This window comes from Devosia sp. (assembly GCF_028290625.1).
GTDB lineage: Bacteria > Pseudomonadota > Alphaproteobacteria > Rhizobiales > Devosiaceae > Devosia.
This window is the reverse complement of the sequence record NZ_JAQGJM010000038.1, coordinates 39,974-64,536: the sequence shown is the minus strand read 5'-3', so window position 1 is coordinate 64,536 and position 24,563 is coordinate 39,974. Positions and strand designations below refer to the sequence as shown.

Genomic DNA, 24,563 nt, shown 5'->3' with positions numbered 1-24,563 from the left:
GCTCCCTCATGCCAACGTCAGTTCGCCGACGCCGGAATGGTGCGGGTATCGGCCTCGATGGTGACGCTGAGGCCGGCGCGCAGCTTGCCGGTGCCCAGCGAATCGGCGGGCAGGGCGATGCGCACTGGGACGCGTTGCACCACCTTGGTGAAGTTGCCGGTGGCGTTTTCGGCCGGCAGCAGGGAGAACACCGAGCCGGAGGCGGGAGCCAGCGATTCGACTGTGCCATGGATCGGCTCGGCACCGATGGCGTCGACGGTGATGGTCACCTCTTCGCCGGGAACCAGATTGGCGAGCTGGGTTTCCTTGAAATTGGCTTCCACATACAGCGCATTGACCGGGACCACGGCGGCAAGCCGCGCGCCGGGGCCGACCAGGTCGCCGGTCTGCACCGCCATATTGCCGACGATGCCGTCATAGGGGGCGCGCAGCACGGTGAAACCCATGTCGCGTTCGGCCTTTTGCAGCGCCAGTTCCTGCGACTTGATGGCGCCAGCGGCTTCCGCCCGCTGAGCCTGCAACACGCCGATATTGGCCTGTGCGGCGGTGATCTGCGCGTTGCCAGCCGCCAGATTGGCATTGGCTTGGTCGAGCGCGGCCGTAGCCTTGTCGAGATCGGCCTGCGAGACGACGGCGCGGGCCGTCAGCTCGGTGGAGCGATCGAAGGCCAATTGGGCATTGCGCTGGGCAGCCTGGAGCGCGGTCTTCTGCGCCTCGGCCTGGGTAACGGCAGCGCCAGCGCCGGTGATCTGGGCGTCGATACGGGCCAGCGTCAGGTGCTGGGTGTCGATGGTCGCCTGGACCTGGTCGCGGGCGATGCGATAATCGCCGTCGTCCAGCGTCACCAGTGCATCGCCGGCCTTGACCGATTGGTTGGCAACCACATTGACCTGGGTCACATAACCGGTGACCTTGGGCGAAATGGTGGTGATATCGCCAACGACATAAGCGTCGTCGGTGGAGACCATGAAGCGGCCGGTCGTGTAATAATTGTTGCCGAACCAACCAGCGCCGGCGAGCGCCAGCAGGGCGATCACCGAGACGACGATCCGGCGGCGGCTGCCGCCTTTTACCTTGACGGGTGCAGCAAGGGCGGGCGCTGCTTCCTGCGTCGGAGCCATTTCGGGGGTCTCGGGCGCTACATCTGGCGCCTCAAGGGGAGCGGGCGCGGCTGCGGTCTGGGACCGGCGGGCAGCAGGCAAGCGGCGGACTTTATCGTTATCGTTGGCCATAGCGGAGCACCACAGAGCTTGAATTCATTAAACCGAACTGTTCGGTTCGATTGACATAGACCTCTCCATATTCCATATCAACATAAATCGAACCGCTCGGTTCGAAGGCCAACCATGCAAGGAGTGCATAGTGAACGACTCACAAAATGACGCCCCTCTTGCTCCCGCAATCCAGCGCGGCCGCGCGGCGGCAGGGCAGGACCCCGCCAAGCGCGACCAGATTCTCGACGGCGCCAAGAACTGCTTTCTCAAGCTGGGCTTCGAGGCCGCCAGCATGAACGAGATCACCGCCGAGGCCGGCGTCTCCAAGGGCACGATCTACGTCTACTTCCAGAACAAGGAAGAACTGTTCGGCAGCCTGATCGAGCGCGAACGCACGGCCATGCTGACTTTCGCCGAACATGAGCTCAACGAAGCCCAATCCACCGCCGAGGCCTTGCAGCGCTTTGGTGTTGCCACCACCACCAAGATGACCTCCGACGTGGTGATCCGGGCGCAGCGCATGGTGCTGGCCGTAACCGAACGCATGCCGGACTTGGCCACGCGGTTCTTCGGTCCCGATCCATTTTCGGCCATTGTCGTGCTCAAGACGTTCCTCGACGCCAAGGTCGCATCGGGCGAACTGCGCATCGAAGATACCGAGCTGGCAGCGCGGCAGTTTATCGAGCTGTCGATGGCCTCCTCGTTCAAGCGGCGCCTGTTCGGCAATCTGCGGCAGGAAATGCCCGCCGAAGAAATCAGCCGCGTGGTCGCCAGCGGCGTGGCCATGTTCCTGAAGTTTTACGCAGCCTGACGGCAGAAGCGGTTCGCAGGAGCGATTGACAAGCCACAGGCACTTGAGCGCCATGGCGAACATTGGCCGCATAGAAAAACGGGCGAATAAAGCTCCGATCACTGGACAGGTCTTCGCGACCTCGGCGGTGGAGGTCACGGTCGATATCACCAAGGCGCGCAATGAGTTAGGCTATGAGCCGGTAATGTCTCGGGAAGCGGGTCTTGCCGAACTCACGGCCCTACGGCCGGATTGAACGTGGGGGCAAAGCCACGCTAATTTTCGCTTTGTCCCCAATTCCGGAAAATTGGGGTTGCCTCAAAACTCCTCTTTCCGTATGTCTCCGCGCAGTCGGGGCGTAGCGCAGCCTGGTAGCGCATTTGTCTGGGGGACAAAGGGTCGTCGGTTCAAATCCGGCCGCTCCGACCAATTCCCACTCATCGTAGATGACATTGATGTCGCATGGCATATCCCCAGCCATTCGGGATATCGTCATGCACGAAGCTTGAGGGCACAATCCGGATGCCGTTGCATTGAGCATTCCCGGCCTCATCGGCGCATTGCAGTTGTGGTCGGAAACGGCTGCCGGTACGGCGCAGCTGATCAATCATTCTGAAAATCACACCTTTCGCATCGATGCGCCGTTTGGCGAGAGCTATTGCCTGCGCGTGCATCGGCCCGGCTATCAGTCGCGCGCTTCGGTCGAGAGCGAGCTGGCCTGGCTGATGGCGCTGCGGCGCGATACCCGGCTGCCGGTGCCCAAACCCATCAGGGGCCGCAATGGCCAAATCCTGCAATCCTTCGATCAGCCGGGGCATGAGCCGCGGCTGGCGGTGCTGTTCGCCTATGCGCCGGGGCAGGAGCCATCGCCGACCAGCAATCTGGGCGAGCTGTTCGTCACGCTGGGTGGGTTTGCCGCGCAGATGCACCAGCACGTCATCGATTGGCGCCGGCCGGCGGGTTTCACGCGGCAGGTCTGGAGCGCCGAGCGGATTCTGGATGCCGATGGTCTGTGGGGCGATTGGCGCGCTGCGCGGGAGATCACGCCCTTCATCAGGGCGACCCTCGACCGGCTGGATGGACTGCTGCGTCGGCAACTGGCCGAGTACGGCACCGCGCCCGATCGGTTCGGGTTGATCCATGCCGATATGCGGCTGGGCAACCTGTTGGTCGATGGCGACGACGTCACCCTGATCGATTTCGACGATTGCGGGTTTTGCTGGTTCGCCTACGACTTTGCCGCTGCCATTTCCTTCCACGAGACCCATCTGGCCATCCCGGCGCTGAAGGCGGCGTGGCTGGAGGGTTACACAGCCGTCCGGTCGCTTTCGGCTGCCGATCTGGCGGCGATGGATACGATGGTGATGCTGCGCCGCATGGCGCTGCTGGCCTGGATCAGCTCGCATGGCGAAACCAGCCTGGCCCAGACCCATGCGCCGGGTTTTGCCGCTGGGACCGCTCGGCTGGCGGAGCGCTATATGGAAACCGCGCAACTGCTCAGATGAGCATGGCGTCCCGCGGGATCGGGTCGCGCTTGCCGTGATTGATGGCGCTGGCCACACCCCAGATCAGGCCGACCAGCAGGAAGTAATGCCGCCAGTGATCGCTGTCGATGATGGCCGATTCCCCAACCAGCATTGTGTAGGTCGCGACCAGGGGAATCATCATCAGGCGGTAGGGGGAGGGCTTGGTCAGGCTGGCTATGCCGCGCCACAGCGTCAGGATCACCAGGAGATAGTAGACGGCGCCGCCGCCCCAGCCATAGGCGTGCAGCACGTTGACATAGACATTGTGCGGCAGTTCGCTGACCCGCATGAAGCTGAATTCGCGCGGGCCGATCCCCAGCGGATGGGCGATCGCCAGCTCCCAGGCATAGCCCTGGCGGCCGAACCGGCCGGTTTCCCCGCTGTCATAGTTCTGGCTCGCCGCGCGTGTCTCGAACAGCCTGTTGACCGAGGGAATGCTGAGCAGCCCGCCGAGCGCCACAACCAGCATGCCGACGCCCACCAGCGACAGGATCATGATGCGCACTTTTTCGTGCGCCCGCGCCTCCAGCCAGAAGCACAGCACGAGCACGATGATCGACGAAAACGCGAAGTGCCCCCAGGCCGCGCGCGAAAAACTGGCGAACACGCCGATGAACAGCACCATATAGACCGCACCGGCCCAGAACGCCTTGCGGGTCGTACCCAGGAGGACACGCTGCAGGGCATACATTGCCGGCAGGATCAGGAACGGCCCGAACACATTGGGGTCGTTGAACATGGCCTTGGCGCGGCCATAGAGCAGGAACGTATCGGCCGACGGCATCAAACCCAGATAGGCGAGGGTGCCGATCACGGCGCTGATCAGGGCGGCGGCCGTATAGGCGTTCATCACCAGCCGCATGCGCCGCTCTGTCTGCTCGGCCACGTAGTTGGCCACGAAATAGCTGGTGAGCAGCATGAAGGCAGTGACGCTGACGAAGATGATCTCGTCCGTGATCGACAGTACCCGCGCCTGGAACGCCGAGATCAACGCAAAGGGAATGAAGGCGACGAACATGGCCAGCAGCCCCAGAGTGGAGCGATAAACGCCCATGCCGGCCATGAAGGCGAACGGCAGGACCAGGAGGAAACTGACCTCGTAGGGCGACGGCTCGACGAACACCAGGCAACCGGTGAAAATCCAGAATCCAACCAGGAAATCGAACAGCACCTGCACCTTGCTGCGCAGATAAGCGCGGCCGAGTCGCTTGGAGGCGGCCTTGAAGCTATCGGAGCCGATGGTGCCCGCGAGGCTCAATAGGCGTTCTCGTTCTTGGAGACGAGCGATACCGGGGTCATGGCCACGATGTAGAGATCGAGCAGAATCGACCAGTGCTCGATGTAATAGAGGTCGTGGTTCACGCGCTGCATGATCTTGTCGATTGTGTCGGTCTCGCCGCGCCAGCCGTTGACCTGGGCCCAGCCGGTCATGCCGGGCTTGACGCGATGGCGCGCGAAATAGCCCTCGACAGCTTCGTAATAGAGCTTGTTGTCGGCCTTTGCCTGGAGCGCATGGGGGCGGGGGCCGACGATGGACAGCTCGCCCTTGAGCACGTTGAGCAGCTGCGGCAGCTCGTCGATCGAGGTCTTGCGGATAAAGCGACCCACCCGAGTGACGCGGGGATCGCCCTTGGTAACGAGCTTTGTGGCGCCGGCATCCAGCATGTCGGTGCGCATCGAGCGGAATTTGTAGATCTTGATTAGCTCGTTATTGAAGCCGTGCCGGTTCTGCATGAAGAACACGGGGCCTTTGCTCTCCAGCTTGATGGCGATGGCGGTCGCCAGCATGATCGGCGAAAACACGACCAGCGCGGTCAGCGCCACGATCTTGTCGAACACCCATTTGAAGATCAGGTTCCAGTCCGAAATCGGCCGGTCGGCCATGTCGAACACGGCAATGTCGCCGACATAGGAATAGGCCTTGTTGGTGAACTTGAGCTTGCTCATGTGGGCCGAGAGCCGAATATCGACCGGCAGCACCCAGAGCTGGGTCAGCATTTCCAGCACGCGCTTTTCTGCCGAAAGCGGCATGGAGACGATCACCAGGTCGACCGGCGAGCGGCGCGCAAACTCGATGAGATCGGCGACTTTACCCAGCTTGGGGCAACCGGCGACGGTTTCGGGCGAGCGGTCGTCGACGCGATCATCGAACAGGCCAAGCAGCCCGATATCGTTGGAGGCGCCCTTGTCGATCTGCTGAATCAGGGTTTCGGCGTCGTGGCCGCCGCCGACGATCACGGTGCGGCGCTTCAAGCGGCCCATCTTGGTCCAGTGCCAGACCAGCGCCCGTAGGGCCAGCCGATAGGACACCAGCCCCACTGCGCCGCCCACGTACCAGCTCAGCAGCCAGACGCGGGACACCATGTCCGACGCCTTGAGGAAGAACACGGTGATGGACAGCACCAGCATGACCAGCGTCCAGCCGATCAGCACCCGGCTGAGCTGGCTGAGCAGGGTGCGATAGGCGGTGATGCGATGGGTTCGCGCACCGTTGAACAGCACATTGGCCAGCAGGCACGAGGCCAGGATCACCGGGACATAAAAGGAGGGCTCGCCCAGTTGCACATAGACTTCGTAGATGCCGTAGCCCAGCAGCGCCAAGAGCACGGCCTCGGCAGCCTGTGCGATGCCGACGATCACCGCGCCCGAATAGCCGCGCTCCATGGGGGCGGCGATGATGGCTTCGGCCTGAGGCGACAGTGTGCGGCCGGCGGGACCGGCCTCGGATTGCTTGGAGACGTGCTCCAGCACAGCCTGTTTAGGGTCTACGCGATACATTTGACGCCACCGGTACTCGTACTCGGCGCCATCATCGGCGCAAGGAGTGAAGACTCGGTGAAATTGGCCGTGAGGATTAGGTCGAGAGGCTGGCGTAGAGCGCCGCGATATCGCCCGCCATCCGCTCCAGCGAGAAGGCCTCGGCAATGTGCGCCAGCCGGGTTTTCATCTCGATATGGGCGCCTCTCGGATCGTCGAGGACGCCCTGCATGGCCTCGCGCAGGGCAAGGGGATCGCCAGCGGCAATCAGGCTGGCCGCCGTAGGCCCGAAAATCTCGGGAATGCCGCCCACCTTGGTGGCGATCACCGGCAGTTGAGCGGCTGCGGCCTCCAACACCACATAGGGCAGGGACTCGGCCAGCGACGGCACCACGGCGCAGCGCCCGCGTGCGAACATCGCCCGCGCCGGTTGGGCTCCTGCCAGTTCCACCCGGTCTTGCATTTTGAGCTTGGCGATCTGTGTCGCCAGTGCGGCACGGGCCGGGCCATCGCCCGCCATGACCAGTGTGGCTGGCGTCCCATCGGAGCGCCGCACCTCGGCCAGTGCGTCAATCAGCACGTGAATGCCCTTGAGATCGCGCAATTCGCCGACGAAGACGAAATCCGCTGCGTCGTCATTAGCAGGCACCGGGACGAATTCGTCCTGGTTCAGGCCGTTATGGATTACCGGGCTGGGACAGCTCGGCTCTTCGATCACCGCGCTATAGGTTCGTTTGGCGAAAGCGCTTTCGAAGATGATCGCCGCCGTCTGCGCCATCAGCTTGCGCTCGAGCAGGTGGAAAACCTGGCCGGAGCGAGAGCTGGCGGAGAAGTGCAGCACGCCGCCGTGGGGGGTGTAGATCGCGATCGGCTTGCGTTTGCCGATCTTGGCCAGCCGCGCGTAAAAACCGCCCTTGGCGCCGTGGCCATGCAGCACGTCGATATTCAGTTTGTTGACCAGCCGGCGCACAGCCAGCGGCGTCACCAGGTCGCCGCGGCCCAGCACATGCGGCATGGCGAAGCGGTGAATGCCCAGGCTGGCAAAGGGCTCAAGCGCCGCCAGCCGGGTTTCGGTCTGCGCGTCATTGGCGAGGCTATCGACGACGATGCCGATTTCGTGGCCGTCGGCCGCGAGCGACCGCGTCAGGTCGGCGACATGGCGGAACAGCCCGCCCACCGGAGCGCGCATGACTTGCAGGATGCGCAGTTTGCGCGCTGTTGCCACCGGCTAGAACCAGCGTTCGTTCACGACGATGGTATCGCCGGGATAGATGGGGAAATCGAGGTCGACGGCACCCTTGACCATCTCGTTGCCCTGGCGACGATAGACCACGGCGCGGTTGCGATCGGCGGTATCCGAGAAGCCGCCAGCCGTACTGATCGCGGCCCGGACGGTCATGCCATAGACATAGGGGAACTGGCCGGCATTGGTGACTTCGCCCTGGATGAAGAAGGGGCGGTATTCCGCCACTTCCACCGCCACATTGGGGTTGCGCATATAGCCGTTGGACAGCGCTGCCGCGAGACGCGCGGCGGCCACTTTGGTGGTCTGTCCGCGCACTGGCACCGTGCCCACCAGTGGAAAGGCGATCGAGCCACTATCATCCACGCGGTAGGTTTCGGTCAGGTCGGCATCGCCATAGACGGTCACCCGCACGGCGTCGCCAGTGTCGAGCTGGTACGGGCCTTTGGTGTCGACGAGGTACGTCGCCGGCACGGTGGCGCAGGATGCCAGCGGCAGCATCAATGCAATGGTGAGAACGGGCAGCCAGCGCATGAGAATCCAGCTCGGGTTTGATGGCCGGAGTGTCTGCTGGGATGGTTAAGATTTCCCTTAGAGCGGCAGCGTATTGTTGCGATCTGCAAATGCTTTAACGGATTGCTTACCACGATGGGGCGATAAATCCCCCCGAACACGCGAGGTAAGCAATGGCCTATGAATCGCAGGCTTTGCGCGATGCAAGAATAGATCTGGGCGCCGTACTCGGCGCGGTCGTCAAGCGTCTGCCACGCATCATCGTGGTGACCCTGCTATTGCTGGCCGCCACCTTCGCGCTGCTGATGCTGGTGCCGCGCATGTATGAGAGTTCGGCCGGCATCCTGGTCGAGCCGCGCAGCAACGTGTTCGACACGGCGGGGAATGGGCCTTCGGCTGCGGTCAGCGGCTTGGCAGCGGGCGTCGTCTCCAGCCAGATTGAGCTGATCAAGTCGCGCGAGACCCTGCTCAACGTCATCGACCAGCTCGACCTGCGCTCCGTCCCCGAGTTCAATGGCAGCGGCAGCGGGCCGTCGCCGCTGGGCATCATTTCGCAGTTTCTGGGCCGCAAGGCTGCGCCGGCCAATGTCGATGAAACCGTGCTCTCCAACCTGCTCGACCGCATGACGGTGATCCAGGAGCGCGATTCGGCCATCATCACTGTGCTGGTGCGTTCGGTCGATCCGGAACTCGCCGCCAAGATCGCCAATGCCGTCGCCAATGCCCACGTGGCGCGCCGCACCGACCTGTCGCTGTCCGACACTGTCGAGGCCTCCGGCTGGCTCGGCAATGAAATCGCCAAGCTACGCGTATCGGTCACCGATGCGGAAAACGCCGTCGCCAACTTCAAGGTGCAGAACGACCTGTTCGTTGGCGCCAACAATACCAGCCTCGCAGACCAGGACCTGTCCAGCGTCGCCACCCAGATCAGCGCCGCGCAGGAGCGCAAGAGCGCGGCCCTGTCGCGGGCCTCTTTGATCCGTGGTCTGCTGGAACGTGGGGCGCCGATCGACGGCATCGCCGATGTGCGCGCCTCCGCCGTCATCCAGCAATTGACCCAGGAAAAGGCCCGGCTGCAGGGTGAGCAGGCGCAGAAGGCCGCAACACTACTGCCTAATCATCCGACCATCCAGGCGCTGGTCGCCCAGATCAATGAGCTGAACAACCAGATCAATATCGAAGGCCGCCGCGTCGCCGAGGGACTGGAATCGGAAGCCGAAATCGAGGCCAATCTCGAAACCTCGCTGCGCACCGAGCTGACCCGCGCAAAGGGCTCGGCCTCGGCTGCCACTACCAACACCGTCACCCTGGACAGCCTGGAGCGCGAAGCCAAGGCGCAGCGCGACCTGCTGGCCAGCTATCTGCAGCGCTACAGCGAAGCCACGACGCGCACCGAGGCGCTACCTGACGTGCGTGTGGTCTCGCTTGCTGCCGCGTCGGTGAGCCCGGCCTCGCCCAAGACGCCGCTGATCCTGCTGGCGGTCGGCATTGTTGCCGCTGCCGCCCAGATTGGCCTTGTCATCCTGGGTGAGCTGATGTCCGGCCGGGCCATCGTCGAAGGTCGCCGCGCTGCCTACGAAGACGACCACGAGCCGCGGCCACAGGACGAGCTTGAGACGGTCCCATTCATGGAGACCGAGCTTGAGGCCGACCAGCAGTGGACGGAAGCGCCTGGGCTCGACGCCGAGATCACCACGCTGGACGATGCCGAGCCGGAAGTTGCGGCCTTCGAGGCACCACCTGCATTCGAAACGCCAGAGGAACTTGTTGCTGCGGTAGCCGTGACAGTCCCCCTCGCCGAGCCAGCTGCGCCGCTATTCGCCAGCGAACACGATGTCGACCAGGCCGACCGCGCCCGCTTCATCAAGGCAGTGCTGGCCGAGCCAGAGCCTGAGCCGCAACTGACCGAGGATGAGCAGCATGAGGTCGAACGCGCCATCGCGCCACCGGCAGCGCCTGTGCTGCCCGCGCCGCCAGTCCGGACGCGGTCTGAAACTGCGTTGCCGCCGGCTCCCGTTGCGCAGCGGCCGCAATCGGCCCATACGGCCTTTGCCGACTTGTCCGCCGATCTAGCGCTTGGCCGCACCAGGCTGGTGCTGCTCGCCGGGCACCGTTCCAATGTGGAATGCGAAACACTAGCCGAGGCGCTGGTGGCTGATGCGCTCGACAAGGGGCTGAGCGTTGCCCTGGTCGATGCCGGCAGCGCCCGCCGCTCCGACGATGCCGGACTATCCGACCTCAGCACGGATGAAGCCAGCTTCGGTGATGTCGTGCACAAGTCCAGCGACAACAGCTTTGCCGAAGTGCCATGGGGGCAGGGCGCGACCATCGACCGCCGCTCGCCCAAGCCGCTGACGCTGATCGAAGCGCTGGGCGATATCTATGAAGTCGTGGTGCTGATGACCGGCCGGGTCGGCATGACCTCGACACTCCCCCTGTTCGCCGACCTCGAAGGGCGACTAGTGCTGGTCGCCAGCGATGACGCTACCGACGTCGAGGACCTGCGCCAGCAATTGGCCGATGCCGGCTTTGGCCGCGCCGATATCGTCACCACGCCCGAATTGGTCGCGGCATAATTCAGTCGGGGGTCCCCGCGTGCCGTCTCTGAAATACGCCGCCATCGGCGCCATGTTCGAAGCGCTGTGGCTGTCCCGCCTGCCGGGGCTGATCCGGTCGCTTTCCTCGTCGCGCGGCGTCATTTTCACACTGCACCGCGTGCTGCCCGATGCGCCGGCGGAGTTCTCGCCGAATGCCATCCTGCAGGTGCGGCCTGACTTTCTGGAATACTGTATCGAGCGCGTTCGGGCGCTCGATATCGACATCGTCAGCATGGACGAAGCGGTCATCCGCGTGGCTTCGACCGACGACCACGAGCGACCCTTCGTCGTCCTCACCTTCGACGACGCCTACAAGGATAACCTGCAATACGCGCTGCCGGTGCTGCGGCGGCAGGATTGCCCGTTCACGCTCTATGTGCCCACCGCCCTGGTCGATGGAACCGGGGAAGTCTGGTGGCAGGCGATCGAGGATATTATTGCCCGGCACGACGCCGTCACCATCGAAGCCAAACGCCTCGACACCAGCACCTTGGCGCTGAAACAAGCGGCCTATGATGTGCTCTACTGGCGAATGCGCAAAATGCCCGAAGCAGATCGCGTCGTTTTGATGCGCGGCTTTGCGGCGGCTCACGGCTATGACCTCGACCAGCAATGTCTCGACCTCATCATGGACTGGCACGAGTTGCGGCAGTTCGCCGACGAACCGCTCTGCACCATCGGCGCGCATACCGTGCATCACTATGAATTGGCCAAGCTGCCGATCGAGCAGGCACGCAGCGAAATGGCGCAGTCGGCCGACATCCTGCAGGCAAAGTTCGGTCACCGACCGGCGCACATCTCCTATCCCATCGGCGGCCCGGCCTCAGCTGGCCCGCGCGAATTCGAGCTGGCGCGCGAACTGGGCTTCCGCACCGGCGTCACCACGCGGCCGGGCGGCATCTATGTGCGCCACAGCCAAACGCCGCAGGCGCTGCCGCGGGTGTCGCTCAACGGATTGTTTCAGAAAAACCGCTATGTCGATGTTTTTGCGACGGGAACCATCTTCAGTATCATGGGCCGCATCACCGGCTAAACGACGGGCGCATCATCCTTGGCCATCCAGCGGATGAGGGCCATGGCCGGAAAAATCCAGCCCATGCCGGCGACGCAGAAGAACGGGATGAGCACGAACCACGGCATGCCCTGGAGAAGTTCCAGGTAGATCGTCGTGCCCACGACTAGCCACGCTGCGATCGAGCCGAGGATCAGCAGCACTCCCAGAAATTTGCGTTTGCGCTGCGTCATCATGCGTCATCGCGGCTATTGCGGTTCATAATTGGCGGGCATACCACTGCGCCCCGTCGACCGATACCGGGATAATGCTGTGACGACCGCCCATGATGCCGCACTGAGCCTGACCTTGCCTGCCGCCGATCGACTGCGCCCGGTGCGCATCTGGCTCTATGCCGTGGCGGCGGCGGTGCTGTTCATGGTCGTGGTTGGCGGCATCACGCGGCTGACTGAATCGGGACTTTCCATCACCAGCTGGCAGCCGATTTCCGGCACCATCCCGCCGTTGAGCGATGCCGCCTGGCAGGCCGAATTCGACGCCTATAAGCAAATCCCGCAATATCAGGTCAACAATATCGACATGACCATGGATGGCTTCAAAGCCATCTTCTTCTGGGAATATCTGCATCGCCTGATCGGCCGCTTGCTGGGCGTGATCTTCCTCGTGCCGTTCTTGGTGTTCCTGGTGCAACGTCGCATTCCGCGTACGCTGGCCTGGCCGCTGGCCGGCTTGTTCGTGCTGGGCGGCTTCCAGGGCGTGCTGGGTTGGTGGATGGTCTCTTCCGGCCTGTCCGAGCTCACCTCGGTGTCGCAATACCGGTTGGCCGCGCATCTGACCGCCGCCGCGCTGCTGTTCATCGCCCTGGTCTACGTGCCGCGCTCGCTGGAGCCGGGCAGGGCGCCCGGCAAGGTCACCGCCACCAATATCTGGACAGGCGTGATCCTGCTCGTGCTCATCCTCATCCAGATCGCCGCCGGCGCCTTCGTTGCCGGGCTCGATGCCGGCATGGGCTACAACACCTGGCCGCTGATGGATGGCGCGATCATCCCCAATGGCCTGGGCATAATGCAGCCGTTCTGGCGCAATCTGTTCGAGAATGCGCTGACCGTGCAGTTCGTCCACCGCTGCATCGCCTATGTCATCGTGCTGTATCTGGCCTTCGCCATCTGGCGCCAGTCACGCAATGGCGGCTTTGCCGGCGTCAACGGCTGGCTGCCCCGCATCGCCGCCTTCGTCGTGCTACAGGCCGCTCTCGGCATCGCCACGCTGCTGTTTTCGGTGCCCATCGGGCTCGCCGTCGGCCATCAGGCGCTGGCCTTCATGCTGGCGGGGCTCACTGTCGCCTATCTCGCGGATATGCGTCGCGCCTTACGGTAACATAATACCGTATCGATAAGGCATTGATTTTGTTGATCTTTATCAACCCCCTTGACGAGGTGCGACTCCCCCTCTAAACGGACCGCAACAAGCCGCCAATTCCTTCGAGAACGGGCCGGTAAGCTACGAAAATCTAGGGAATTTCACTCATGAGCACTTACACTGCCAAGCCGAGCGAGATCGACAAGAAGTGGATCCTGATCGACGCTGAAGGCCTTGTGGTCGGTCGCGTCGCTTCGATCATCGCTTCGCGTCTCCGCGGCAAGCATCTGCCGACCTTCACCCCGCACATGGACATGGGCGACAACATCGTTGTCATCAATGCCGGCAAGGTGAAGTTCACTGGTCGCAAGCTCGACCAGCACAAGTTCTATTGGCACACCGGCTTCCCCGGCGGCATCAAGGACCGGACTGCCCGCGAGATCCTCGAAGGCCGTTTCCCTGAGCGCGTTCTGGAAAACGCCGTGCGTCGCATGATGCCTGGTGGCCCGCTGACCCGCGCCCAGCTCAAGAACCTCAAGGTCTACGCCAATGGCGAGCATCCTCATGAGGCTCAGCAGCCCAAGAAGCTCGACGTGGCTGCGATGAACTCCAAGAACGTGAGGGTGAAGTAACATGGCTGAGACCATCAATTCTCTCGAAGACCTCGGGACCTCGACCGTCGCTCCGGCCGTCAACCTGGCTCCTGTGCACGTTCAGAAGCTCGACGCCCAGGGCCGCGCCTATGCCACCGGCAAGCGCAAGAACGCCGTCGCTCGCGTCTGGATCAAGCCAGGCAAGGGTTTGGTCGTGATCAATGGCCGCGAATTCGCGACCTATTTCGCCCGTCCGGTGCTGCAGCTGATCGTCAAGCAGCCGATCGTCGCCACCGAGCGCACTGACCAGTACGACGTCGTCGTCACCGTCGCCGGTGGTGGTCTGTCGGGCCAGGCCGGTGCCGTCCGTCACGGCATCTCCAAGGCGCTGAACTTCTTCGAGCCGGGCCTGCGCCCAGTGCTCAAGAAGGGTGGCTTCCTGACCCGCGACAGCCGCGTCGTGGAACGCAAGAAGTACGGCAAGGCCAAGGCCCGCAAGTCCTTCCAGTTCTCCAAGCGCTAAGCTTCGGAACATATTTTGCAAAGGGCCGGGAAACCGGCCCTTTTCTTTTGGGGGCTATTTGACCGGTACCCCCTCATCCGCCCTTCGGGCCCCTTCTCCCGCAAGGGGAGAAGGGGGGGTCGGTGGTTGGGATAAACTCGATGCCGGCCCTCGCCCCTTGCGGGAGAGGGACAGACTATTCTGCGTTCAGCAGAATAGTCAGGGTGAGGGGTTGTGATGCCGCAATTCATACCCAATCTGCGCTGAACCCCGCGACGAGCCCCGCCATGTTCAACCTCATCACCCGCTTCCACCTGCTGCAACTGCTTGTGCTCGGTGCCATCACCGGCGTGGCGGTGTTTCGCGTGCCGGCTGATTATGCCTTTCCGGCACACTGGGTGGCCAGCCAGGCCGATTGGCTTTGGCCCCGCAATGCAGCGCTGACCGTCGGCCCTGTCATTGCCGTCATCCTGCTGGGCGGGTTTGCGGTCCTCGGTGGTCTGCTGACCAAGAACCATCTGGCCAAGGTGCGCCATATATTTGAGCCGGCGCTGGCGCTGCTGCTCGGGGTCCTCGTGGCGGTGCAACTCGGCCTGCTGCTGAATGGTATCGGCTCGGACCTCGATCTGGTTCGCCTCACCGCCATTGCTCTTGGTCTGCTGCTGATCGGCCTTGGCATTGTCTTCGCCGAAGCGGAGCGCCACACCTATGCCGGCCTGCGACTGCCTTGGCCGATTGCCGGAGACAGTCAATGGCGCAAGGCGCACCGGGTGACCGGCGTGGCATTTGGCTTGGCCGGGGCAGGGCTGCTGGCGATGGCTTGGTTTGCCCCCGACCTGGGGCCTTTGGTGATCGCCTTTGCGCTGGCGCTGAGCGTGCCTCCATTGCTGGCGGCATGCGCCACCGTAATGTCCAGGTAAACCCGTCCGGCATGGCATTGCCGTGAAACCGGTTTCGCCAACAGGAATTTCCCCTGCGATTGCCGCAAACGGAAAACCATGCGCAGCATATTCCGAGGCGCGGGCATAGATTGTGACCAAGAATAGGGCGGGCCGCTTAATTGGTAGGCAGCTTTGCCTCGCCAACTTGCAGGTCAACTATGTCACCCACTACACTATCCTCGGCCGCCCGGCCGAGCAGGGCCCCGAAGCCCTTTTACCGCAATTTCGGTTTCCAGGTCCTCGCCGCCATGGCGCTGGGCCTGATCCTTGGCTACATCGCCCGCACGATCGGTCCCGATGCGGCCGGCAATGCCAACTGGCTGACCCAGACGCTGTCCACCGTCGGCTCGATCTTCGTATCGCTGCTGCGCGCCTTGGTACCGGTGCTCATCTTCACCGCTATCGTCGCCTCCATCGCCAATCTGCGCGAACTCAACAACGCCGCCCGCCTGGTCTGGCAGACGCTGCTGTGGTTCGCCATCACCGCACTGATCGCCGTCGGCATCGGCATTGCGCTCGGCCTCATCATTCAGCCGGGACTGCACACCGGCGTGGCCGCAACCGCGGCGCATGCGCCATCGTCTTCCGGTTCCTGGCTCGATTTTCTCAAGGGTATCATTCCCTCCAACATCCTGGGCCTGACCGCATCCACCAAGGTCGCCGATAGCGGCGCAACCACCGCGCTGAACTTCAATGTGCTGCAGATCATCGTCATCTCGATCGTCGTCGGCATCGCGGCGCTGCGCGTCGGCCCCTCGGCCGATCCGTTCCTGGCGTTCAACCGCTCCTTCCTCAAGATCGTCCATAAGATCCTGTGGTGGGTGATCCGCCTGACCCCGATCGGCACGATCGGCCTGCTCGGCAATGCCGTCGCCGTCTACGGCTGGGATGCGCTGGCACAGCTCGGCTGGTTCTCGGCCGCCATCTATATCGGCCTCGCCATCGTGCTGTTCGCCGTCTACCCGATCGTGCTGGGCGCCAATGGGCTCAACCCCATTCGCTACTTCCAGGGCGTCTGGCCCGCCGTTCAGCTGGCCTTCGTCTCCCGCTCGTCCATCGGAACCCTGCCGCTGACCCAGCGCTTGACCGAAGAAAATCTCGGCGTGCCGCGTGAATATGCTGCGTTCGCCGTGCCACTCGGCGCCACCACCAAGATGGACGGTTGCGCCGCCATCTACCCGGCGATTGCTGCGATTTTCGTCGCCCAGTTCTATGGCGTGCCGCTCGGGCTGCAGGAATATCTGCTGATCGCGTTCGTCTCGGTTATCGGCTCGTCGGCGACTGCCGGCCTGACCGGCGCCACCGTGATGCTGACGCTGACGCTCTCCACATTGGGCCTGCCGCTGGAAGGCGTGGGCCTGCTACTGGCAGTCGATCCGATCCTCGATATGGGCCGCACCGCCGTCAACGTCGCCGGCCAGGCGCTAATCCCCACCATTGTCGCCAAGCGCGAGGGCATTCTGGATCAGGCTGCGTACGATCGTCACGAGAGCATCGACGCGCTCGATGACTCGGCTGAGGCCGTGCCTGCTCAATAGGGCGGGGGTTCACATCTCAATGAGAAGGGGAGGCGAAAGCCTCCCCTTTTTTTGTTTCGTGCCCTTGATGTCTCCCACCCACGGTTCTTCCCGCGGACTTGATCCGCGGGCCACTCTCAACACGGTAGGCGCGGCGAGAGGCCCGCGGATCAAGTCCGCGGGAAGGCCGGTGGGTGGGAGAGATTGCCTATGATTGGGAGAGATTTGACTGAAACTGTGGCGATCACCCAACCAGCTTCAGCGCGGGCTTTTTCTTCTTCGGCTTGATCGCGGCGTGCGGGGTGTAATTCGCCATGACCCGCTCTATGACCTTGATGGCCTTGGCGGTGCCGTCTTCGGCATGCAGCTTTTCCGCCAGCGCCGAGGCGTTCTTGCGATAGGTCTCGTTGGTGCTCAAATCAGCCAACGCGCCGGCCAGGATTTCCGGCGTCAGCTTGCGCAAGCGGACCGGCTTGGGTCCTGTGCCAAGCTCGAACACGCGGCGGCCCCAATACGGCTGGTCGACGGTCTGCGGCACGACGAAGGTCGGCCGGCCGAGATGCAGGCCCGCCGACGTCGTGCCGGCGCCACCGTGATGCACGACCGCTGACACATACTTGAACAGCTTGTCGTGCGGCGCCTTTTCGATGGCGAAGATGGTGTCGGGCAGGTCGCTCGGATTGATCCCGCCCCAGCCGCGTGCGACGACAGCGCGCCCGCCCCACAGTTTCACTGCGTCCTTGAGAATTTGCGTATTGCGCTCGGCCCCGAACGGCATCGAGCCGAAGCCGATATAGACCGGCGCCTCACCCTCGGACAGGAACTTCTGGAACTCGGCGGACGGCTGCCAGTTCGACTGGTCCTTCAGCGTCCAATAGCCCGAGACGATGGCACTCTTGGGCCAATCGCGCGGGCGCGGGGAGATTTCATCCGAATAGGCATAGAGCGTCGTCAGCGGCGTACCGTCGGTATTGCGGAAGAAGCCGCCCTTCTTGCGCGATTCCAGGCCCATCAATTCGCGACGCAGCTTGTTGCGCGGAAGGTTGTAATAGATCTGCTGCACCGTCATCGCCGTGTAGGTCAGGCGGTTGAAGGCCGGGCCGAAATCGGCGCCGTAATAGATGCAGAGCGGAAATTCGCTGGTCGAGTTGAGCGGCTGCAGCGCCACCATCAGCGCGGGAATATGCAGCGCCTCGGCGATATCGATGCCGAAACTGGTGTTCATGTTGAGAATCAGCGCGTCGGCGCCCTGGCACATGTTCCAGGCATGGCGGGCCGCCGTATCGACGATCTGCTGACCCTGCCGCAGCAGGGAAGGGCCGTTGATCAGCATCGACTGGCTCATCGCGTTTTCGAACCGCGACTGCATCAGGAAGGCCTGGATCGAGGGGCCGAGCGAGTGAAATTCAATGCCGTGGCTGGTGACCATGTCCTCGAATTCCTCGGAAGCGCCGAGAACCACCGAGTAGCCACGATCCTTGAGTGCCATGGCGAGAGCCAGATAGGGTTGAACGTCGCCCTGCGTGCCAATCGTGACCAGGGCAATGCGCTTTACCATTCAATCCTCACTTGACGCCATTCTGGACGAAGGTCGTAGCCCTCGTGACCATTTACAATGCCCCGCAGTGCATTTATGAACGGCTCTCTCGATAGCTGATTTCCTTACAAAAAACGTGTCCGAAGGGCAAGAGACATGCCGTCCCCATTCACTGTTGCTTTGGTTGGAGCCTCGCTCGCCGGCAATCGGATGGCCGCCGCTATCACCGCACTCGCGCGGGCGAACGCCCGCTAGCTCTTCCCGCGTGCCACACCGGCAGGGAAGAGCCGAACATGATTGTTCCGCTGCCACACGCAGCGTTTAACCCGTTCACAACCATAATTCCGCGATAATCGCGCACTCTTGTTCGGAGGCGCAGCGCAAAAGTCTCAAACCAGACAGCGCGTCGCGGCCCCATCGGGTCCGGGAAGGACCATCGAGGATTATCATGACCGACGATTTCCACCGCATCCGGCGTCTTCCCCCTTATGTGTTTTCCCATATCGATCCGCTCAAGGCCAAGGCGCGCGCTGAGGGCGTTGACGTCATCGACCTGGGCATGGGCAATCCGGATATGCCGACGCCAGCCCATATCGTGGAAAAGCTGCAGGAAACGGTCAAGGACCCGCGCACCCACCGCTATTCCAGCTCGCGCGGCATTCCCGGCCTGCGCAAGGCCCAGGCGAGCTATTACGGCCGCCGTTTTGGCGTGAAGCTGAACCCCGATACCCAGATCGTGGCGACGCTGGGCTCCAAGGAAGGCTTTGCCAATATGGCGTCGGCCATCACGGCGCCCGGCGATGTGGTGCTGGTTCCCAACCCGACTTACCCGATCCATGCCTTCGGCTTTATCATGGCCGGCGGCGTTGTGCGCTCGATGCCGGCCGATCCCAACGAAGACTTCATGCGGTCACTCGATCGCGCGGTGCGGCACTCGATTCCCAAGCCGATCGCGCTGGTGCTCAACTATCCAGCCAACCCGACCGCCTACACCGCCGACCTCGATTTTTACACCGAGGTGGTCAAGTATTGTAAGGCCAACGACATCTTCATCCTGTCCGATCTCGCCTATTCGGAGATCTATTTCGATGAAGACGCCCCGCCGCCCTCAGTGCTGCAGGTTCCGGGCGCCATCGATATCACTGTCGAGTTCACCTCGATGTCCAAGACCTACTCGATGCCCGGCTGGCGCGTAGGCTTTGCCGTCGGCAATGAACGCCTGATCGCGGCCCTGGCGCGGGTGAAGTCGTATCTCGACTACGGCGCCTTCACGCCGATCCAGGTTGCCGCCACGGCAGCGCTGAATGGCTCGGACGACGTAATCGAGGAAGTCCGCAAAATCTACAAGTCACGCCGCGATGTGCTGGTCGAAAGCTTTGCGCGCTCCGGCTGGGATATCCCGGTGCCAAAGGCCACCATGTTCGCCTGGGCCCCGATTCCGGCGCAGTTCGCCCACTTGGGCTCGCTCGAATTTGCCAAGCTCCTGATCAAGGAGACTGGCGTCGGCGTGGCTCCCGGCGTCGGCTTCGGCGAATATGGCGATCAATATATTCGCCTTGCATTTGTGGAAAACGAACAGCGCATTCGCCAGGCCGCCCGCAACATCAAGAAGCTGCTCGGCAGCAATACCGGGTCAGGCAACGTGGTGCCGCTCAGCGCATGAACCGGCGCTGGATTATTGGAGTTCTGATTCTGATCATAGTGGTTGGTTCAATGCTCTATTTCAATCAAGCGCCCCATCCTTGATGGCTGCTCGCTAAGTCCTATTGACGACTAGGCACTTTCCTATGCAGATGTCGCTCCCATGAGCGACATCCAATCTTTCCGCCAATCCGTCGAATCCTTTATCTCCGCACGCGGTTGGACGCCGACGCGTTTCGGCCGCACCATCGCGGGCGATCCGCTGTTCGTTTTCGACCTCCGCGAGGGCCGCGAGCCGCGCAGCGACACGCGAATGCGCATTCTCAAGGCCATGCAGGATTTCGGCGAAGCGGCCACCGCCACGCCGCTGCGAATCGGCGTTGCCGGTCTCGGCAATGTCGGCGCCACGCTGGTGCGTATCCTGCAGAAGGACGGCGCCGAGCTGACCAAGAAGCTTGGCCGCCCGCTGATCGTCACCGCCGTCGCCGCCCGTTCGCGGTCGCGCGATCGCGGCATCGATATTTCCGGGCTCGACTGGTTCGATGATCCGGTGGCCTTGGCCAAGTCCGATGGCATTGACCTGTTCGTCGAACTGATCGGCGGCGAGGACGGCCCGGCTTTTGCTGCGGTCAAGGCCGCGCTCGAGATTGGCCGGCCCGTTGTCACCGCCAACAAGGCGCTGCTGGCCAAGCATGGCGTCAAGCTGGCCAAGATGGCCGAGGACTCGGGCGCCCAGCTCGGCTTCGAGGCGGCGGTCGCTGGCGGTATTCCAGTCATCAAAACCCTGCGCGAGGGCCTGGGCTCGGCCAAGATCGCCAAGGTCTTCGGCATCATGAACGGCACTTGCAATTATATCCTCACCCGCATGGGCAATGAGGACATCTCCTTCGCCGATTGCCTCAAGGACGCGCAGGCTCTCGGCTATGCCGAAACCGATCCCAGCTTCGACGTCGATGGTTTCGACACAGCCCACAAGCTATCGATCCTGGCGACCCTGTGCTTCGGCTACGAGATTGCCCCCGACAAAATCCATGTCGAGGGCATCACCAAGATCACCCAGCACGACATCAGGGTGGCCTCTGACCTCGGCTACAAGATCAAGCTGCTCGGCATCGCCCAGCGCTCCGACGACGGCATCGAGCAGCGCGTGCATCCCACATTCGTGCCCAAGGGCAGCGCCATTGCGGGTGTCGACGGGGTGATGAACGCCGTGGCGCTCGAAACCGACCACGTCCATGAATTGTTGCTGGCCGGCCCCGGTGCGGGCGGCCCGCCGACGGCATCGTCGGTGCTATCCGACATTCTCGACATTGCCCGGGGCACCCGCGTGCCGCCGCTCGGCGTGCCCAGCGACGAACTGCTGCCCTATAGACAGGCGCCGATGAAGGCCCATGAGGGCGGCTACTACATCCGCCTCAACGCCAAGGATGTGCCCGGGGCGCTGGCCGCCATCGCCACGCGGATGGGCGAGCATGCCATTTCCATCGACAGTGTCATCCAACGGCCTGATCTGAAGGCTAAGGACGTGTCCGAGGATGGCGTGCCGACGCGGACCGTGGTCATGATCACCCAGCAGACGCTGGAAGCGAATGTGCGCGAATCCCTTGCGCAGATCGCCGCCGACGGGTTCATTGTCGGGCAGCCGCAATTGATCCGGATCGAGATGCTTTAACGGCCGTCCGGAGACGGGCAGGGGGACGCATGAGACTCACCAAGGCCGAGGAGAGCCGCAGCGAGGCACACCTGCATCGCAGCCTGACGCTTGAGCTGGTGCGCGTGACCGAGCGTGCCGCCATCGCCGCCGCCGAATGGCGCGGCAAGGGCAATGAAAAGGGCGCCGACGACGCCGCCGTCACCGCCATGCAGGCCGAGTTGATGCGGGTGCAGATCGGCGGCCGCATCGTCATCGGCGAAGGCGAGGCCGGCGAGGCCGACCTGCTCTATATCGGGCAAGAAGTGGGCACCGGCGACGGCCCCGAGGTCGATATCGCCGTCGATCCGCTGGAGGGCGTGACGCTCTGCGCCAAGAACCAGCCCGATTCCATCGTCGTGCTGGCCATGGCCGAGCGCGGCGGCCTGCTCAACGTCGCCCGCGACGTTTACATGCACAAGATCGCTGTGGGCTCCGACTATGCCCGCGACGTGGTGCATATCGATGAGACAGCGACGGCCAACGTCAAGGCGCTTGCCTCCGCCAAGGGTGTGCCCCTGAGCGAAATCACCGCCATCGTACTGGATCGCCCGCGCCATGCCGGGCTGATCGAGGAACTGCGGACCGCCGGCGTCGCCGTCAAGCTGATCAGCGACGGTGACGTGGCCGGCGTCATTCACGCGGTCAACACTGAGGACACCGGCATCGATATCTATCTCGGAAGCGGCGGCGCTCCCGAAGGGGTGCTGGCGGCCGCGGCTTTGCGCTGCATCGGCGGGCACATGCAGGGCAAGCTGATCCTCGATACGCAGGACAAGCGCGAGCGCGCCTATCGCATGGGCATCCAGGACGCCAATCGGATTTACGATGTCACCGAACTGGCGGCGGGCGACGTGTTGTTCGCGGCAACGGGGGTGACGGACGGGACTTTGCTCGACGGCATTCGGCTGCGGCGCAAGTCGGTGGAGACATCCACTATCGTCATGCGGTCCTGGAGCCAGACCGTACGCTGGATCAAGGCGCATCACGCGCGGTAGGGCCAGCAGTCGTCACCCCTCTCCCCTTGAGGGAGAGGGACAGATTTTCTGCGTCCAGCAGAAAATCAGGGTGAGGGGTGCTGCGCTCACCCATGCACCTGAAACAGAAGCAAGAGACCCCTCATCCGCCCTTCGGGCACCTTCTCCCTCAAGGGGAGAAGGGAGATGACTGAGGGATAGCACTCCGCCCCTTTCCCCCATCCCCCAAATCACCTAACTGTCCCCCATGGTCGAACCACCGCGCCCTTTCCTCGATGTGACCCGCTCGGCCACTGGCCGTGTTTGGGTCGATCGGCTCGATCCGGCGATGACGCGGACTGCGGCGGCAATTGCCCAGCGCACCAATCACAGCGAAATCCTCGCGCGGGTGCTGGCCGGTCGAGGCGTCGATATCGACCAGGCCGATGTGTTCCTCGAACCCACGATCCGGGCGCTGATGCCGAACCCATCGACGCTGACGGCGATGGACGCGCTGGCTGAGCGCATCGCCAAAGCTATTGCCGATAACGAATCCGTGGCCCTGTTCGGCGATTACGACGTGGACGGCGCCTGTTCCTGCGCGCTGATGGCGCGCTATCTGGGGTTCTTCGGCCTCGATCCACAGGTGCATATCCCCGATCGGATTTTCGAGGGCTACGGGCCCAATTCGGCGGCGATAGACAAGCTGATCGATGCCGGCGCCAGCCTGATCATCACGCTGGACTGCGGCACCACCAGCGACGGGCCGATCGCCCATGCCCGCTCGCGCAGCGCCGATGTGCTGGTGATTGACCACCATTTGTCCGACCACGACCTGCCGGATGCCAATGCGCTGGTCAATCCGAACCGGCCGGATGACATTTCCGGCCTAGGCTATCTCTGCGCGGCCGGGGTGACCTTCATGGTCCTCGTAGCGGTCAATCGCGTTCTTCGCTTGCGCGGCGATACGCGAATGCCCGACCTGATGAAGCTGCTCGATCTGGTGGCGCTGGCGACGATTTGCGACGTGGTGCCACTGACCGGCCTCAACCGCGCCTTCGTGATACGGGGCCTCGAAGTGGCGCGGCGCGGCGACAATCAGGGCATAGCGGCGCTAGCGCTGGCGGCCCGGGTGAATGGTCCGCTCAATCCATACCATCTGGGCTTTCTCATCGGCCCGCGCATCAATGCCGGCGGCCGCATTGGTGATGCGGCGCTGGGAACCCGGCTACTGACGCTGGATGACGAGCATCAGGCGTTGGTCATTGCAGCCCAGCTTGATGAGCTGAACACCGAGCGCCAGCGCATCGAAATCGAGGCCGTCGAAGAGGCAGCCAGCGTGGCGGGGGCCGAAATCGGACTGAGCGACGGTCCCCCCGTGCTGGTGCTGGCTTCAGCCAATTGGCATCCCGGCGTCGCTGGCCTCATCGCGGCACGGCTGCGCGAGCGCTTCGAGCGTCCGGTCTTTGCCATCGCGCTGCAGCCCGATGGCACCGGCACCGGCTCCGGCCGCTCCATGCCCGGCGTCGATCTCGGCAGCGCCGTCATCGAGGCCGTGGAACTGGGCCTGATCGTCAAGGGGGGCGGCCATGCCATGGCGGCTGGCGTCACCCTCAAGCCGGGCCAGCTCGGCCCGTTCCGCTCGCATCTGATCGAGCGTCTATCCGTGTCCGTCGGGGATGCCCGCGCCGCTACCGCGCTGCCCATCGACGCGGCGCTTACCGCACGCGGCGCCACCACCGACTTGGTGCATGATATCGAGCGGGCAGGGCCCTTCGGTTCCGGCAATGCCATGCCGGTCTTTGCCTTCCCGGCCCATCGCGCCAAATTCGCCCAAGTGGTGGGCAAGGGCGGCCATGTCAGTTTCACCCTGACTTCCGAGGACGGTGCAAAGCTCAAGGCCATCGCTTTCCGGGCTGCGGGCACGCCGATCGGCGATTTGTTGCTGGCCACCGATGACCAGCACATGCACTTCGCCGGCACCCTTAACATCGATCATTGGCAGGGTCGGGAGCAGGTGCAGTTCCGCGTCACCGATATCGCAAAGCCACGCACCTAAGGCACATTTTGGTGCCTTATCGCCCCGCTTGCGTCATCACGCCGACTTGAAACTGGCTCTTGCATATCCATTTGTGACCGGTAAAGTGCTCGCCGGTATTCACTGGGAAGCGCTAC

At 63.2% G+C, this 24,563-nt stretch carries 20 protein-coding genes and 1 tRNA gene; 14 read left to right on the top strand and 7 right to left on the bottom strand.

Translation table 11 applies throughout. The features are described from left to right. Positions 1 to 17: 17 nt before the first annotated feature. Entirely contained in the window at positions 18 to 1,232 is a 1,215-nt protein-coding gene (locus JWR51_RS21340) for an HlyD family secretion protein (protein ID WP_299752484.1), read from the bottom strand. Positions 1,233 to 1,362: 130 nt separating this feature from the next. Between JWR51_RS21340 and JWR51_RS21335 the strand changes: the two genes are divergently transcribed. The 3 genes from JWR51_RS21335 to JWR51_RS21325 all read left to right on the top strand — a co-directional run bounded on the left by JWR51_RS21335 (position 1,363) and on the right by JWR51_RS21325 (position 3,509). After that, complete coding sequence (locus tag JWR51_RS21335) at positions 1,363 to 2,025, top strand: TetR/AcrR family transcriptional regulator (RefSeq protein WP_299752482.1); 663 nt, start codon at positions 1,363 to 1,365, stop codon at positions 2,023 to 2,025. A gap of 331 nt (positions 2,026 to 2,356) precedes the next feature. Beyond that, positions 2,357 to 2,433 (top strand) — tRNA-Pro (locus JWR51_RS21330). A gap of 104 nt (positions 2,434 to 2,537) precedes the next feature. After that, entirely contained in the window at positions 2,538 to 3,509 is a 972-nt protein-coding gene (locus JWR51_RS21325) for a phosphotransferase (RefSeq protein ID WP_299752479.1), read from the top strand. Here the strand turns inward: JWR51_RS21325 and JWR51_RS21320 are convergent. The 4 genes from JWR51_RS21320 to JWR51_RS21305 all read right to left on the bottom strand — a co-directional run bounded on the left by JWR51_RS21320 (position 3,502) and on the right by JWR51_RS21305 (position 8,064). Beyond that, positions 3,502 to 4,788, bottom strand: a complete 1,287-nt coding sequence (locus JWR51_RS21320) for an O-antigen ligase family protein (RefSeq protein WP_299752476.1) — start codon at positions 4,786 to 4,788, stop codon at positions 3,502 to 3,504. The two genes, JWR51_RS21325 and JWR51_RS21320, sit on opposite strands and share 8 nt — an antisense overlap. Continuing rightward, positions 4,785 to 6,308, bottom strand: a complete 1,524-nt coding sequence (locus JWR51_RS21315) for an undecaprenyl-phosphate glucose phosphotransferase (protein WP_299752473.1) — start codon at positions 6,306 to 6,308, stop codon at positions 4,785 to 4,787. Before JWR51_RS21315 ends, JWR51_RS21320 begins: the two co-directional genes overlap by 4 nt. A gap of 76 nt (positions 6,309 to 6,384) precedes the next feature. Next, positions 6,385 to 7,512 carry a glycosyltransferase family 4 protein gene (locus JWR51_RS21310; protein ID WP_299752470.1) on the bottom strand — a complete coding sequence of 376 codons (1,128 nt, stop codon included), beginning with the start codon at positions 7,510 to 7,512 and terminating at the stop codon, positions 6,385 to 6,387. A 3-nt stretch (positions 7,513 to 7,515) separates the two neighbouring features. After that, positions 7,516 to 8,064, bottom strand: a complete 549-nt coding sequence (locus JWR51_RS21305) for a polysaccharide biosynthesis/export family protein (RefSeq protein WP_299752467.1) — start codon at positions 8,062 to 8,064, stop codon at positions 7,516 to 7,518. 152 nt (positions 8,065 to 8,216) lie between these two features. Here JWR51_RS21305 and JWR51_RS21300 point away from each other — a divergent pair, with 152 nt between their 5' ends. Both JWR51_RS21300 and JWR51_RS21295 read left to right on the top strand, forming a co-directional pair. After that, a complete protein-coding gene (locus JWR51_RS21300; RefSeq protein WP_299752464.1) occupies positions 8,217 to 10,619 on the top strand; it encodes a GumC family protein in 2,403 nt (800 codons plus the stop codon). A 19-nt stretch (positions 10,620 to 10,638) separates the two neighbouring features. Then, positions 10,639 to 11,673 (top strand): polysaccharide deacetylase family protein, encoded by a 1,035-nt coding sequence (locus JWR51_RS21295; RefSeq protein WP_299752461.1) that lies wholly within the window; start codon positions 10,639 to 10,641, stop codon positions 11,671 to 11,673. Here the strand turns inward: JWR51_RS21295 and JWR51_RS21290 are convergent. Continuing rightward, positions 11,670 to 11,885: a DUF2842 domain-containing protein gene (locus JWR51_RS21290; RefSeq protein WP_299752458.1), complete on the bottom strand. Its 216-nt coding sequence runs from the start codon at positions 11,883 to 11,885 to the stop codon at positions 11,670 to 11,672. The two genes, JWR51_RS21295 and JWR51_RS21290, sit on opposite strands and share 4 nt — an antisense overlap. A gap of 79 nt (positions 11,886 to 11,964) precedes the next feature. On the opposite strand from JWR51_RS21290, the gene JWR51_RS21285 reads away from it, so the two are divergent. From JWR51_RS21285 to JWR51_RS21265, 5 genes are all read left to right on the top strand, one after another. Next, positions 11,965 to 13,029: a COX15/CtaA family protein gene (locus JWR51_RS21285; protein ID WP_299752455.1), complete on the top strand. Its 1,065-nt coding sequence runs from the start codon at positions 11,965 to 11,967 to the stop codon at positions 13,027 to 13,029. Between the two features lie 149 nt (positions 13,030 to 13,178). Further along, positions 13,179 to 13,643 carry a 50S ribosomal protein L13 gene (gene rplM, locus JWR51_RS21280; protein WP_299752452.1) on the top strand — a complete coding sequence of 155 codons (465 nt, stop codon included), beginning with the start codon at positions 13,179 to 13,181 and terminating at the stop codon, positions 13,641 to 13,643. A gap of 1 nt (position 13,644) precedes the next feature. Then, the gene (gene rpsI, locus JWR51_RS21275; RefSeq protein WP_299752449.1) at positions 13,645 to 14,127 is read left to right on the top strand and encodes a 30S ribosomal protein S9; all 483 of its coding nucleotides are present in this window, start codon (positions 13,645 to 13,647) and stop codon (positions 14,125 to 14,127) included. Between the two features lie 266 nt (positions 14,128 to 14,393). Continuing rightward, entirely contained in the window at positions 14,394 to 15,026 is a 633-nt protein-coding gene (locus tag JWR51_RS21270; protein ID WP_299752446.1) for an SdpI family protein, read from the top strand. A gap of 179 nt (positions 15,027 to 15,205) precedes the next feature. After that, on the top strand, positions 15,206 to 16,585 hold the full coding sequence (locus JWR51_RS21265; protein ID WP_299752443.1) for a dicarboxylate/amino acid:cation symporter: 1,380 nt from the start codon (positions 15,206 to 15,208) through the stop codon (positions 16,583 to 16,585). 223 nt (positions 16,586 to 16,808) lie between these two features. On the opposite strand, the gene JWR51_RS21260 is transcribed toward JWR51_RS21265, so the two are convergent. Further along, positions 16,809 to 18,122, bottom strand: a complete 1,314-nt coding sequence (locus JWR51_RS21260; protein WP_299752440.1) for a glycosyltransferase — start codon at positions 18,120 to 18,122, stop codon at positions 16,809 to 16,811. Positions 18,123 to 18,549: 427 nt separating this feature from the next. Between JWR51_RS21260 and JWR51_RS21255 the strand changes: the two genes are divergently transcribed. The 4 genes from JWR51_RS21255 (at position 18,550) to recJ (ending at position 24,447) form a co-directional block, all read left to right on the top strand. Beyond that, entirely contained in the window at positions 18,550 to 19,764 is a 1,215-nt protein-coding gene (locus JWR51_RS21255; protein WP_299752437.1) for an LL-diaminopimelate aminotransferase, read from the top strand. A gap of 309 nt (positions 19,765 to 20,073) precedes the next feature. Further along, positions 20,074 to 21,414 (top strand): homoserine dehydrogenase, encoded by a 1,341-nt coding sequence (locus tag JWR51_RS21250; protein WP_299752979.1) that lies wholly within the window; start codon positions 20,074 to 20,076, stop codon positions 21,412 to 21,414. A 29-nt stretch (positions 21,415 to 21,443) separates the two neighbouring features. Continuing rightward, the gene (glpX, locus tag JWR51_RS21245; RefSeq protein WP_299752434.1) at positions 21,444 to 22,430 is read left to right on the top strand and encodes a class II fructose-bisphosphatase; all 987 of its coding nucleotides are present in this window, start codon (positions 21,444 to 21,446) and stop codon (positions 22,428 to 22,430) included. 217 nt (positions 22,431 to 22,647) lie between these two features. Continuing rightward, complete coding sequence (recJ, locus tag JWR51_RS21240) at positions 22,648 to 24,447, top strand: single-stranded-DNA-specific exonuclease RecJ (RefSeq protein WP_299752976.1); 1,800 nt, start codon at positions 22,648 to 22,650, stop codon at positions 24,445 to 24,447. Positions 24,448 to 24,563: the final 116 nt, after the last annotated feature.

What these genes read in the sequence shown, in the direction of transcription:
- rplM (WP_299752452.1), top strand. Translation starts at nt 13,179, where the DNA reads ATGAGCACTTACACTGCCAAGCCGAGCGAGATCGACAAGAAGTGGATC.
- rpsI (WP_299752449.1), top strand. Translation starts at nt 13,645, where the DNA reads ATGGCTGAGACCATCAATTCTCTCGAAGACCTCGGGACCTCGACCGTC.
- JWR51_RS21250 (WP_299752979.1), top strand. Translation starts at nt 20,074, where the DNA reads ATGCAGGATTTCGGCGAAGCGGCCACCGCCACGCCGCTGCGAATCGGC.
- JWR51_RS21340 (WP_299752484.1), bottom strand. Translation starts at nt 1,232, where the DNA reads ATGGCCAACGATAACGATAAAGTCCGCCGCTTGCCTGCTGCCCGCCGG.
- JWR51_RS21305 (WP_299752467.1), bottom strand. Translation starts at nt 8,064, where the DNA reads ATGCGCTGGCTGCCCGTTCTCACCATTGCATTGATGCTGCCGCTGGCA.
- glpX (WP_299752434.1), top strand. Translation starts at nt 21,444, where the DNA reads ATGAGACTCACCAAGGCCGAGGAGAGCCGCAGCGAGGCACACCTGCAT.
- JWR51_RS21290 (WP_299752458.1), bottom strand. Translation starts at nt 11,885, where the DNA reads ATGACGCAGCGCAAACGCAAATTTCTGGGAGTGCTGCTGATCCTCGGC.
- JWR51_RS21260 (WP_299752440.1), bottom strand. Translation starts at nt 18,122, where the DNA reads ATGGTAAAGCGCATTGCCCTGGTCACGATTGGCACGCAGGGCGACGTT.
- JWR51_RS21270 (WP_299752446.1), top strand. Translation starts at nt 14,394, where the DNA reads ATGTTCAACCTCATCACCCGCTTCCACCTGCTGCAACTGCTTGTGCTC.
- JWR51_RS21265 (WP_299752443.1), top strand. Translation starts at nt 15,206, where the DNA reads ATGTCACCCACTACACTATCCTCGGCCGCCCGGCCGAGCAGGGCCCCG.
- JWR51_RS21315 (WP_299752473.1), bottom strand. Translation starts at nt 6,308, where the DNA reads ATGTATCGCGTAGACCCTAAACAGGCTGTGCTGGAGCACGTCTCCAAG.
- JWR51_RS21300 (WP_299752464.1), top strand. Translation starts at nt 8,217, where the DNA reads ATGGCCTATGAATCGCAGGCTTTGCGCGATGCAAGAATAGATCTGGGC.
- JWR51_RS21255 (WP_299752437.1), top strand. Translation starts at nt 18,550, where the DNA reads ATGACCGACGATTTCCACCGCATCCGGCGTCTTCCCCCTTATGTGTTT.